At 69.2% G+C, this 12,051-nt stretch carries 9 protein-coding genes; 2 read left to right on the forward strand and 7 right to left on the reverse strand.

What is annotated here, in order from left to right; genetic code table 11:
* Positions 1-180, reverse strand: a 180-nt coding sequence (locus AOJ26_RS42510; RefSeq protein ID WP_159044497.1) for a DUF4937 domain-containing protein, incomplete at its 3' end; no start/stop codon positions are given.
* A 150-nt stretch (positions 181-330) separates the two neighbouring features.
* On the opposite strand from AOJ26_RS42510, the gene AOJ26_RS38620 reads away from it, so the two are divergent.
* Positions 331-855 (forward strand): TerD family protein, encoded by a 525-nt coding sequence (locus AOJ26_RS38620; protein WP_053853012.1) that lies wholly within the window; start codon positions 331-333, stop codon positions 853-855.
* A 4-nt stretch (positions 856-859) separates the two neighbouring features.
* On the opposite strand, the gene AOJ26_RS38625 is transcribed toward AOJ26_RS38620, so the two are convergent.
* From AOJ26_RS38625 to nrdR, 3 genes are all read right to left on the reverse strand, one after another.
* Positions 860-1,567 carry a DUF6215 domain-containing protein gene (locus AOJ26_RS38625; protein WP_053853013.1) on the reverse strand — a complete coding sequence of 236 codons (708 nt, stop codon included), beginning with the start codon at positions 1,565-1,567 and terminating at the stop codon, positions 860-862.
* A gap of 142 nt (positions 1,568-1,709) precedes the next feature.
* Positions 1,710-4,610 (reverse strand): vitamin B12-dependent ribonucleotide reductase, encoded by a 2,901-nt coding sequence (locus tag AOJ26_RS38630; protein WP_053853014.1) that lies wholly within the window; start codon positions 4,608-4,610, stop codon positions 1,710-1,712.
* Between the two features lie 162 nt (positions 4,611-4,772).
* Positions 4,773-5,351 carry a transcriptional regulator NrdR gene (gene nrdR / locus AOJ26_RS38635; protein WP_053853015.1) on the reverse strand — a complete coding sequence of 193 codons (579 nt, stop codon included), beginning with the start codon at positions 5,349-5,351 and terminating at the stop codon, positions 4,773-4,775.
* Positions 5,352-5,912: 561 nt separating this feature from the next.
* On the opposite strand from nrdR, the gene lexA reads away from it, so the two are divergent.
* Entirely contained in the window at positions 5,913-6,692 is a 780-nt protein-coding gene (gene lexA, locus AOJ26_RS38640; RefSeq protein ID WP_053853016.1) for a transcriptional repressor LexA, read from the forward strand.
* A gap of 145 nt (positions 6,693-6,837) precedes the next feature.
* Here the strand turns inward: lexA and AOJ26_RS38645 are convergent, their stop codons facing one another.
* The 3 genes from AOJ26_RS38645 to AOJ26_RS38655 all read right to left on the reverse strand — a co-directional run.
* Positions 6,838-8,889 carry an ATP-dependent DNA helicase gene (locus tag AOJ26_RS38645; RefSeq protein ID WP_053853017.1) on the reverse strand — a complete coding sequence of 684 codons (2,052 nt, stop codon included), beginning with the start codon at positions 8,887-8,889 and terminating at the stop codon, positions 6,838-6,840.
* A 381-nt stretch (positions 8,890-9,270) separates the two neighbouring features.
* Positions 9,271-10,257 (reverse strand): GNAT family N-acetyltransferase, encoded by a 987-nt coding sequence (locus tag AOJ26_RS38650; RefSeq protein ID WP_053853018.1) that lies wholly within the window; start codon positions 10,255-10,257, stop codon positions 9,271-9,273.
* Between the two features lie 39 nt (positions 10,258-10,296).
* The coding region (locus AOJ26_RS38655) for an IucA/IucC family protein (RefSeq protein WP_053853019.1) at positions 10,297-12,051 on the reverse strand (1,755 nt) is incomplete at its 5' end.

Genomic DNA, 12,051 nt, shown 5'->3' on the forward strand with positions numbered 1-12,051 from the left:
CTCGGAGAAGGAACGGCTCTCCCAGAAGGAGACGATGTGCGCCACACCCACCCGCCCCCGGCTCCAGCCTCCGCCCTGTCCCCGACGCCCCGGCTCTCCCAGAAGCCCCGCCCACTTTCGCTGCCCCCGCTCGAACCCCCGGCGGTCCACCACGGTGCAGCGAATCCACTTGACCAGCACCGCGCCATGGTAAGGCCACGGAGCGTGGCGCCGGTCACGCTCGGCGGCAGAGGTGACCCACGAGTGACAGACGCGCGTGGCAGGATGGACAACCGGTCCTGCCTGACCGGCAGTTCGGGCCGCGGGCGCAGGGGGAAGGGGAAAATTCTGGTGAGCGGCATCAACAAGGGGATCCGCAAGGTCGAGGTCTCGCTCAAGTGGGATCCGAGTCCGGCGGGGCAGCCGGCCACCGACCTGGACATCGTCGCCGCGACCTACGTGGCGAGCGATCCGTACGGTGATCCCGCCTATGTGGTGCACTTCGACAGCCGTTCACCCGACGGCACCATCTATCTCAACCGGGACAGCAAGGACGGCAAGGGCTTCGGCTGGGACGAGGTCATGACCCTCGAACTCGACCGGCTGGACGCCCGGTACACGCGCGTGGTCGTCGGCACCGTCATCCAGCAGCGCTCCGCGCACCGCACCTTCGTCGGCGTGCTCAACCCGGGCCTGCGCATACGAGAGGGCTACACGGTCCTGGCCGAGGACGACTTCGGCGGCGTCCTCGGCGCCACGGCCGCGAAGGTCGCGGAGTTCGTGCGCCAGGAAGACGGCACCTGGGACTTCCACCCGGGGATCACCGGCTTCGAGGACGACCCCGCGACGTTCACCCGGAGCATGGGCCGGGCGTGACGCGTCAGCCGGCGGTCCAGCCCGGGACCGTCGGCAGCACCGTCTCGGCGACGCGGAACAGGGCGAGGTCATCGGGCAGAACGTCGTCCTGACGCCACAGGGAGACCTCGTAGAACCCGCCGCCGTCCGCGGTGTCCTTGGCGACCAGCAGGCTGCGGGCGATGCCACCGGGGCCGGTGTCGACCTTGCCACCACCGAGGTTGAACTTGAGGGCGATGGTCCGGTTCGAGTAGAGGACCGCCGGGTGCCCGCCCACCGTCCGGTTCTGCGCCGAACTTCCCAGGAGGTCGGCCATCTCGGCCACGGGGATGTCGTCGTCGGACGTCGAGAGCTTCACGGAGTAGGTGGAGAGCTGGACCTCCGCCTCCGGTGTGACGGTCCTGGTGCCGTCGCCCCAGTCGCCCACGGTCTCGTTGCCGCTGGCGTTCATCGCATAGTCGGTCGGCGTGCCGAGCAGTGTGGGCAGGTCCCCGCGGTTCAGGGCCGTGCACAACTGCATGCCTGAGAGGGGTTTCGACGGCCGGGCGTCGTCCGACGTGTGGCATTCGGCCGGCTCGGGGTCACCGGACTTCTGCTGAAAGGTCCCTGACAACACCAGAGCGGCGAGCCCCCCGACCACCACGAGTGCCGCCAGAGCCTGTCCCCACTCGTTCGGTGCCTTCTCGGGCTGTCTCACGCCCTCCGCCACGTCGACGGTCTGCTGCTCGGCCATGTTCCCCGTGTCCCCCACCCTGCCGTTCGCGCCGGTCGCGCGCTGGGGGAGCCTAACGTGTGATCGTCCGGTGGAGAAACGGAAAAGCGGGAAGGCGGTGCGGTCGAGATTCGACCGCACCGCCCTGGACAGCTGGCTCAGATCAGCTGCAACCGCTGGTCGAACCGCAGCCCTCGCAGATGTAGCAGGAACCGGCGCGCTGCATCTTCGTACCGCAGGAGAAGCACAGCGGGGCGTCGGCCTGGATGCCCAGCTGCATCTCCACCAGCTCGGCGCTGGTGTGGGCCTGCTGTGGGGCGGGCTTGGCCGCCTCGACCTCGGCCTTCGGCGTGGCGACCGCCTTCAGCTCCTGGGCGCGCGGCGCCGACTGCGCCAGACCCTCGACGTCGACCTCCTCCTCGGTCGGCTCGTAGGAGCCGGTCTCGAGGTGGCGCTGACGCTCCTCGGCGGAGTGGATGCCGAGCGCGGAGCGGGTCTCGAACGGCAGGAAGTCGAGCGCCAGGCGGCGGAAGATGTAGTCGACGATCGACTGCGCCATCCGCACGTCCGGGTCGTCCGTCATGCCGGCCGGCTCGAAGCGCATGTTGGTGAACTTCGAGACGTACGTCTCCAGCGGCACGCCGTACTGGAGGCCGACGGAGACCGCGATGGAGAACGCGTCCATCATGCCCGCGAGGGTGGAGCCCTGCTTGGACATCTTCAGGAAGACCTCGCCGAGACCGTCGTCCGGGTAGGAGTTGGCGGTCATGTAGCCCTCGGCGCCACCGACCGTGAAGGACGTGGTGATGCCGGGACGGCCCTTGGGGAGGCGCTTGCGGACCGGGCGGTACTCGATGACCTTCTCGACCGCCTCGCGGATGGTCGCCTCGGTCTTCTCCGTGACCTCGGCCTTCTCCTTCTCCTTGGTCTTCGCGGAGAGGGGCTGGCCGACCTTGCAGTTGTCGCGGTAGATGGCGAGCGCCTTGACGCCCATCTTCCAGGCCTCGAAGTAGACCTCTTCGACGTCCTCGACGGTCGCCGACTCCGGCAGGTTGACCGTCTTGGAGAGCGCACCGGAGATCCAGGGCTGGATCGCGGCCATCATGCGGACGTGGCCCATCGCGGAGATGGAGCGCTCGCCCATGGCGCAGTCGAACACCTCGTAGTGCTCGTGCTTGAGGCCGGGGGCGTCGATCACATTGCCGTGCTCGGCGATGTGGGCGACGATCGCCTCGATCTGCTCCTCCTGGTAGCCCAGGCGGCGCAGGGCCTGCGGGACGGTGCCGTTGACGATCTGCATCGAGCCGCCGCCGACCAGCTTCTTGAACTTGACCAGCGCGAGGTCGGGCTCAAGACCGGTGGTGTCGCAGGACATCGCGAGACCGATGGTGCCGGTCGGGGCGATGACGGACGCCTGGGCGTTACGGAAACCGTTCTTCTCACCGAGGCGCAGCACGTCCTGCCAGGCCTCCGTGGCGGCGGCCCAGATCGGCGTGTCCAGGTCGTCCATGCGGACGGCCTTGGTGTTCTCGTCGGCGTGCTGCTTCATGACCCGCAGGTGCGGCTGCGCGTTGCGGGCGTAGCCGTCGTACGGGCCGACGACCGCGGCGAGTTCGGCGGAGCGCCGGTACGACGTGCCGGTCATCAGGGAGGTGATGGAGCCGGCGAGGGCACGGCCGCCGTCGGAGTCGTAGGCGTGGCCGGTCGCCATCAGCAGGGCGCCGAGGTTGGCGTAGCCGATGCCGAGCTGGCGGAACGCGCGCGTGTTCTCGCCGATCTTCTGGGTCGGGAAGTCCGCGAAGCAGATGGAGATGTCCATCGCGGTGATGACGAGCTCGACGACCTTCGCGAAGCGCTCGACGTCGAAGGACTGGTTGCCCTTGCCGTCGTCCTTCAGGAACTTCATGAGGTTCAGCGAGGCGAGGTTGCAGGACGTGTTGTCCAGGTGCATGTACTCGCTGCAGGGGTTCGAGCCGTTGATGCGGCCGGACTCCGGGCAGGTGTGCCAGTGGTTGATGGTGTCGTCGTACTGGATGCCCGGGTCGGCACAGGCCCAGGCGGCCTCGGCCATCTTGCGGAACAGCGCCTTGGCATCGACCTCCTCGATGACCTCGCCGGTCATTCGGGACGTCAGGCCGAACTTGCCGCCCTGCTCCACGGCCTTCATGAACGTGTCGTTCACGCGGACCGAGTTGTTGGCGTTCTGGTACTGGACGGACGTGATGTCGTCGCCGCCCAGGTCCATGTCGAAGCCCGCGTCGCGCAGGGCGCGGATCTTCTCCTCCTCCTTCACCTTGGTCTCGATGAAGTCCTCGATGTCGGGGTGGTCGACGTCGAGGATGACCATCTTGGCGGCGCGACGCGTGGCGCCACCCGACTTGATCGTTCCCGCGGAGGCGTCGGCACCGCGCATGAAGGAGACGGGACCCGAGGCGTTGCCGCCCGAGGACAGCAGTTCCTTGGAGGAGCGGATGCGGGAGAGGTTCAGGCCGGCGCCGGAGCCGCCCTTGAAGATCATGCCCTCTTCCTTGTACCAGTCGAGGATCGACTCCATGGAGTCGTCGACGGACAGGATGAAGCAGGCGGACACCTGCTGCGGCTGGGGCGTGCCGACGTTGAACCACACAGGGCTGTTGAAGCTGAAGATCTGGTGCAGGAGGGCGTACGCCAGCTCGTGCTCGAAGATCTCCGCGTCGGCGGGCGAGGCGAAGTACTTGTAGTCCTCGCCGGCCTTCCGGTACGTCTTCACGATGCGGTCGATGAGCTGCTTGAGGCTCACCTCGCGCTGCGGGGTGCCGACGGCACCGCGGAAGTACTTGCTGGTGACGATGTTGACCGCGTTCACCGACCAGAAGTCGGGGAACTCGACGCCACGCTGCTCGAAGTTGACCGAGCCGTCGCGCCAGTTGGTCATGACGACGTCACGAAGCGCCCATTCCACCTCGTCGTACGGATGCACGCCGGGAGTGGTGTGGATGCGCTCGATACGCAGGCCCTTGTTCGCAGCCGCCTTGGTGCCCTTGGCGCGGGAACTCCGTGCCGGACCGCTCGCCGTCTCTGTCATGCCGCCTCCCTGTACGGGCGTAAACGCCCTGAAGTGCCCCGTTGTTCCCGTGGCACGATGTTCTGTCTGGTGTTGCGGGCACCCACTCGCTACCGCCCGCAACAGGTCCTGGTTCGCCGCCGTCCGGCCGGTCCGGGGTGCTGGCCCGGTCCGGCCCGCCGATCAGTCGGCGGCACGGGCGGGCTCGGGGACCTGAGCAGTCCCTCCGGGCCCGCGATCGTCTTCCTGGCTCCCCACGACGGCCTCGTCGCCGCCCTCAGCCTCGCCGCGGTCCTCGTCGTCCGCGGCGGGGGGTCCCGTGTCTTCCCTCAGCTCCGCGATCGCGGCCTCGAAGTCCTCGAGCGAGTCGAACGCCCGGTACACGGAGGCGAATCGCAGATATGCGACGAGATCGAGCTCCTGCAACGGGCCGAGTATGGCCAGCCCCACGTCATGGGTGGTCAACTCGGCGCTTCCGGTGGCCCGCACCGCCTCCTCGACCCGTTGGCCGAGCTGGGCGAGCGCGTCCTCGGTGACAGGCCGCCCCTGGCACGCCTTGCGCACGCCGTTGATGACCTTGGTACGGCTGAAGGGCTCGGTGACCCCGGACCGCTTGACCACCATCAGCGAGCACGTCTCCACGGTCGTGAAACGACGGGAGCAGTCCGGGCACTGGCGGCGCCTGCGGATCGACGTGCCGTCGTCGGTCGTACGACTGTCGACGACGCGGCTGTCGGGGTGCCTGCAGAAGGGGCAGTGCATGAACTCCCAACCTCCTCACAGCAGACTCAATAGCGTCGCTGAGCCCCATGGGCCCCTCGAAGCAGCCCCAAGCATAGGCGATCGCTGCGGGCGGGAAGACCCGGGGGACCACAACTTCTGGGCTGCTGTAGCAATCCAAGCACTACATGTAGGGATTGGCACGGCATACACGCCGTACACCCGTGTCGCGCCCGTATTGGCATGTGCCATACGACCGTCCCGGCTCCCGGCGAACACGACGCACAGCCGTATCGCTGCGGCGCATGCGGAGATACCGTGGGCGCCACAAGGAGGGGACGTGGGATTCCCGCACAGATGAGAGCCGGTACGGGGCCGACGGGACACCGGATGGCAGACTGGGGCGACAACCGGCGAGGTCGCCATCCGGCGGTGAAGAGTACAGCAATGGGCCCTTTTGTTCGGCAGGCGGCGCGTTAGCCATACACCCAGACACATGATCGCGTCAGGCGCTTCGCGATTTTTCACTCGAACGTGTGTTTGGCGCAACCTTTCGAAAGCAACTACCGTTGTCCAGCAGGGAGACCATCGAGAGGGGCCGACGTGACCACGACCGCAGACAGTGCCACCATCACTGCCCAGGACCGTACCCAGGGCCGACTCGAGCCGGTGCATGCGATGAACGAAGGCGTGAATCCCGAGGGGCACAAGCGCTCCCTGCCGGGCCGACCTCCAGGCATCCGGGCCGACAGCTCGGGACTCACCGACCGGCAGCGCCGGGTGATCGAGGTCATCAGGGACTCCGTCCAGCGGCGCGGCTACCCGCCGTCGATGCGGGAGATCGGTCAGGCGGTGGGCCTGTCCAGCACCTCGTCCGTCGCACACCAGCTCATGGCCCTGGAGCGCAAGGGCTTCCTGCGCCGCGACCCGCACCGCCCGCGCGCGTACGAGGTGCGGGGCTCGGACCAGGGCGCCTCGGTGCAGCCCACGGACACCGCGGGCAAGCCCGCCGCGTCGTACGTCCCGCTGGTGGGCCGGATCGCGGCCGGTGGCCCGATCCTCGCCGAGGAATCCGTCGAGGACGTGTTCCCGCTCCCCCGCCAGCTCGTCGGTGACGGTGAGCTCTTCGTGCTGAAGGTCGTCGGTGACTCGATGATCGAGGCCGCGATCTGCGACGGTGACTGGGTCACCGTGCGCCGCCAGCCCGTCGCCGAGAACGGCGACATCGTGGCCGCGATGCTCGACGGCGAGGCCACCGTGAAGCGCTTCAAGCGCGAGGACGGCCATGTCTGGCTGCTCCCCCACAACTCCGCGTACGAGCCGATCCCGGGCGACGACGCGACGATCCTCGGCAAGGTGGTCGCGGTTCTGCGGCGCGTCTGAGCACCGCGGACGGCCTCGCCGATCCGACCGGGCCCCGGAACCCCTGCGCCGGTTCCGGGGCCCTGCGTTCTTCGGCCTCGATGACGGGCCGTTGTGCGCATCGCCTGTGGGCCTGACCCGATGCCGGGGTCAGGCCCACAGGCGTTCACCCGAGCTCCGCCTGGGCTTTGTCGGCCTCGGCGGCTACCTCCGCCTGGGCTTTCTCCGCTTCCGCGGCGACCTCCGCCGCCTCCGCGGCCTTCGCCGCGGCATCGATCGCCGCCAGTGACTTCCGCACCTGGTTACGGTCCGTGGTGTACCAGAAGTCAGGCAGTGACGCCTTCAGATAGCTGCCGTACCGTGCCGTCGCCAGCCGCTGATCCAGTACGGCGACCACGCCACGGTCTCCCGAGGCGCGTACGAGGCGGCCGGCGCCCTGCGCCATGAGCAGGGCCGCGTGCGTGGCCGCGACCGCCATGAAGCCGTTGCCGCCCGCCTCCTCGACCGCCTTCTGCCGGGCGCTCATCAAGGGGTCGTCGGGGCGCGGGAACGGGATCTTGTCCATGACGACGAGCTGGCAACTGGGGCCGGGCACGTCGACACCCTGCCACAGCGACAGCGTGCCGAAGAGACAGGTCTTGGGGTCGGCCGCGAAGTTCTTGATCAGTTCGCCGAGCGTCTCCTCCCCCTGGAGGAGGATGGGGAACTCGGGGATACGGGAGCGCAGTTCCTCGGCGGCGAGCTGGGCCGCCCTCATGGAGGAGAACAGCCCCAGGGTGCGACCGCCGGCCGCCTGGATGAGCTCCGTGAGTTCGTCGAGCATGTCCACTCGGTCGCCGTCCCGCGCTGGGCGCGAGAGGTGCTTGGCGACGTAGAGGATGCCCTGCCGGGGGTAGTCGAAGGGCGAGCCGACGTCGATGCCCTTCCACTTCGGCAGGTCCTCGCCCTCGGTTCCTTCCGGAGCGAGTCCCAGGGACGCCCCCACGCCGTTGAAGTCGCCGCCCAGTTTCAGCGTCGCCGAGGTCAGAACCACGGAGCGGTCGGCGAACAGCTTCTCTCTCAGCAGGCCGGACACCGACATAGGGGCCACGCGCAGGGAGGCGCCGAAGCGGTCGTGGCGTTCATACCAGACGACGTCCCACTCCGAACCGTTGGTGATCCTCTCCGCCACGTCGTGCACCGACTCCACGGAGGCCAGCGCCTGTTTGCGGACCGCGTCCTCGTCCTGGACCGACTTGTCGCGGGTCGCGCCGATCGCGGAGATGACCGTACGGGCGGCGTCCCGCAGGGCCATCAGCGCGTAGCCGAGGTCCTCGGGGATCTCCTCCAGCCGGCCGGGCAACGCGAGCTCCATCAGCCGCTCGAAGCCCTCGGCGGCGGTCTGGAGCTGGTCGGCCGCCTTTTCGTTGACGAGCTTCGCAGCGCGGCGCACCGCGCGGTTGACCTGGCCGGGGGTGAGCTCGCCGGTGGCGACACCGGTGACCCGGGAGACCAGCTCGTGTGCCTCGTCGACGATCAGCACCTCGTGCTGGGGCAGGACGGGGGCGCCCTCGATGGCGTCGATCGCGAGCAGCGCGTGGTTGGTGACGACGACCTCGGCGAGCTTGGCGCGCTCGCGGGCCATCTCGGCGAAGCACTCGGCGCCGTACGCGCACTTGCTCGCTCCCAGGCACTCCCGGGAGGACACGGAGATCTGCGCCCAGGCACGGTCGGAGACGCCCGGCGTGAGGTCGTCGCGGTCACCGGTCTCGGTGTCCTGCGACCAGTCCCGAAGCCGCAGCAGGTCCTGGCCCAGCTTGCTGGTGGGCGCGGCGGCCTCGAACTGGTCGAAGAGGCCTTCCTCCTCGTCCTGCGGGACGCCTTCGTGGAGGCGGTGCAGACACAGGTAGTTCGACCGGCCCTTGAGCATCGCGAACTCCGGACGGCGGCGCAGCAACGGGTGCAGCGCGTCGACGGTGCGCGGCAGGTCGCGCTCCACGAGCTGTCTCTGCAGGGCCAGGGTTGCCGTCGCCACGACGACCCGCTCCCCGTGCGCGAGCGCGGGCACGAGGTAGCCCAGCGACTTTCCGGTACCGGTGCCGGCCTGCACCAGCAGGTGGGAACCGTCGTCGATCGCGTCCGCGACGGATTCGGCCATGGTCACCTGGCCGGGGCGCTCCGTGCCGCCGACGGCAGTGACGGCAGCATGCAGGAGTTCGGGGAGTGAGGGCTTCGTCATAGCGCGACCACCCTACGGCTCAGCACTGACAAAGGGGTGATCAAGGCGGGGACGAGAGGCGGGATCAAGACCGGGACCCCCTCGGGAGGCAGGGGGCGGAGGTCGGAGCGGCTCCACATCGGTTCGCATCGGTTCACGGAAGTCCGCATCGGTTCGACTTCGGCGGGGTCGGGTCCGGTAGGGACGGAACGGGACCGGACTGGACCGGACCGCGTCAGTCAGGACCGACTTCGATCAGACGGCGACCAAGATCGAGCACAATCCGGCCGGGCGGTGCGACGGCAGCCGCCCGCTGCGAACCGGGTTGAAAAAGTTTTGCGGTGAGTGGGAACCGACCCGGCACCAGCGGTGTACCAAAAGTGATTGCACGATGACGCGTTGCTACATCAGGTCGCGCAGGGATCGGTCTCGGATCACGAGGGCGGCCCGCTTGGCGGGCAGGTCCACCTCGGCGGAGAAGCGGAATCCTGCACTCAGAAAGGCGGTGACGGACGGAATGTTGCGAAGGTCGGGTTCCGCGACGACGCGGGCACAGGCAGGTCGCCTGTCGAGTACGAGATCGGCCACCGCTCTGAGAAGAGTGCTGCCGAGACCGCGCCCCCGGTCGGCGACCGTACCGACTAGGAGATGGATACCCGTGTCGTGCGGCCTGGCCGGATAGTGGCGGGCCAGCGGATCCAGGTCTGCCCGGTAGATCTCCCAGTAGCTCATCGGTGTGCCGTTCAGCACGCCCAGGCAGGGAACGCTGCGTCCGTCGTCGTCCAGTTGGGACCGCAGGTGCTCCTCCGTCACGTTCTGGGGCCCGGCCAGCTCCCAGAACGCGGCCACGGCGGGGTCGTTCATCCAGTGGCAGATGAGGGCAAGGTCCCGCTCGACGCGCACGGGCACAAGCTGGAACACGCCCGCCGGGGTCGTGATCGGCCCCCATTCGGCGACTCCGTCCAGGAGGTCGTAGGCGTCCGGGCGGAGTGAGGCGGAGGGTTCGACGCCGATGTGTCGGCTGTGCTGCCCCTGCCCCTGCCCGTGCGCGCGCCCCTGTTGGGTTCCGGTGTCCGTGTCGGTGTCGGTGTCACCTGTGCCGACGCCTGAGTCGGCGCGACCTGTCTCGATGAGCGCGATGAGTTCGTCCGGCAGACGCAGGTCGAGGGTGTCCTCGTGGTCGGCGCTGCGGTGAGCCTCCCGGGTGGTGCTGTCCTCCGTTTCCTCGCGGCGCGTGCTCCACTCAGCACCCTGGGCGGTGGTGCGGTCCCCGGTGTCCCCGTGGTCGGTCCGGGCGGTGTGGCCCTCGCCCCGGCTGGAACAGGTGCCGTCGCCGACGTCGGGCACTGGGGTGGAAACGGCGTCGGCGGTCGCGTCGGTGGGAGACACGGGGGCGCTCCTCTCAGAAGGCGGGGCGGGTCATGTTCCTCAGGAGTGAAGGGGGTTGGCGATGGTGACGTAGACGGACTGGGTGTCGACCGGGCCGACGAGTTCGTCCAGGCCGTGCACGCGGGTCAGCAGGTTGGCCTTGCAGCGCAGGACGGGTGAGTCGAGCAGGTGGCCGGGAAGCGAGGTGCGCAGTGGGGAGGGCCCAGAGGCCGCGTCGGTGAGGAAGCGGCGGAAGGCGGCGAGCAGCAGCCGTTCGTCGGCCAGGTGCTGGGACCCGAAGGCACCGATGAGGCCGAGGACGTTGTTGATCGCGAGGTAGTAGGCGAAACGCTCGTCGGTGACCTCGTCGGAGACGAAGGTGTCGCTGTGTGTGCCGATGCCGGGCAGCCGAGCGTCGAGTTCCGCCCGTCGGGACTCACGGAAGTAGTAGCCCTGGTTGTCGCGGTAGCGGCCGCCGGCGGGCCAGCCGTCGCCGTCCAGCAGGACCAGGGTGTTCTGCTGGTGTGCCTCCAGCGCGATCCCCGCCTCCCCATCGAGCCACAGCACCGGGCGGACGACGTGTTCCAGGTAGCGCAGGAACCACTCGGCGGCCACAGCGCCTCGCGGACGGCCGGTGCGGGCGGCGAGGCGGGTGACGACCTCGGCCAGCCGGGACCGCCAGGCCGACCTGTCCGTCTCCGGGCGTTCCTTGCCCGAGGCGTCCGTGCCCTGTTGGCCCCTGCCCGGACGACTCCTGTCCGGCCGACCCGTGCCCGGCCGACTCCTGCCCTGACCGTCCTCCGTGGCGCCGGCCCGGGCGACGGGGCGAGGTGAGACCAGTCCGGCGATGCAGGTGACGTCGTGGGAGGGGGTGAACGGGTTGTGCCGGATCACTACGTCGATTCCGAGGACCGGATTGCCGTCGGGCCCGTCGACGGCGAGCCAGGCCGGGTCGCGGACGATGTCGAACGCCGGGTGGGCTGCCTGCCACTCCTGGGACAGGCCGCTGCGAAGGAGCCGGTGCACCTCGACACCGCGGTGGAGTTCCTTGCGCAGGTTCTCGCGGCGGGAGTTGGTGATGCGCAGGCCCAGGGACAGCTTGAGCATGGCGGGGGCGCCGGAGCGGTGAACAGTGCGTACGGAGGAGGTGGGGTGCCAGGGGGAGCCGTGGGTGCCCAGGTCCTGGAGCAGTCCGGTATCGAAGAGCGGGGCGGTCTCGGAGCGGTGCCTGATCTCGCGGAGTTGCCAGGGGTGCAGTGGCAGGGCTGTGCGTCCGTCGGGGAGCGAGAGGTCGGGGCCGGCCAGTCGCTGGGTGAGCTGAGGGGCGGTGACGGGACGGCCTCGTTCGGTCCAGGCCGAGTCGGTGGCGAGGAGGGAGGGGTCGACAGCCAGCCAGTGCAGGCGGAAGGAGCCGCGCAGTTCCGGTGAGTACAGGGCCGCTTCGGCATCGGAGAGACCTTCGCGGCTCTTTGGTGCCGGGTGCAGAGGGTGGCCGAGGACGAGTGCCTGCTCGGCGGTGAGGAAGAGGTCAGAGCCGTCGTCGGGGTCCTTGCGGCGCTCGCGGACGAAGGTGGCGGTGCGGCGGGCCGAATCCGCCACGCGGGCCACGAGTTCGGCGCCGCCTGTGGAGGCAGAGGTCTCCGTCTGCACCGACTCGCGGGTGAGGAGTGCGGCGACGGTGACCGCGTCGGCCGGCGGGGCCTTGTCGGAGGCGTCGGCGAGGCGGGGGTGGCCGAAGCGGTGCCATCCCGTCGGGGACCAGTAGTGGACGGGGACGAGGAGGGACGTGCCAGTGGCGGGGAGGGGGATGCGGAG

It is taken from the genome of Streptomyces sp. NRRL B-24085, assembly GCF_001282115.1.
GTDB lineage: Bacteria > Actinomycetota > Actinomycetes > Streptomycetales > Streptomycetaceae > Streptomyces.

Excerpts from the sequence above, each read along its gene's own strand:
- AOJ26_RS38625 (WP_053853013.1), bottom strand. The coding sequence starts at position 1,567 with ATGGCCGAGCAGCAGACCGTCGACGTGGCGGAGGGCGTGAGACAGCCC.
- AOJ26_RS38630 (WP_053853014.1), bottom strand. The coding sequence starts at position 4,610 with ATGACAGAGACGGCGAGCGGTCCGGCACGGAGTTCCCGCGCCAAGGGC.
- nrdR (WP_053853015.1), bottom strand. The coding sequence starts at position 5,351 with ATGCACTGCCCCTTCTGCAGGCACCCCGACAGCCGCGTCGTCGACAGT.
- AOJ26_RS38645 (WP_053853017.1), bottom strand. The coding sequence starts at position 8,889 with ATGACGAAGCCCTCACTCCCCGAACTCCTGCATGCTGCCGTCACTGCC.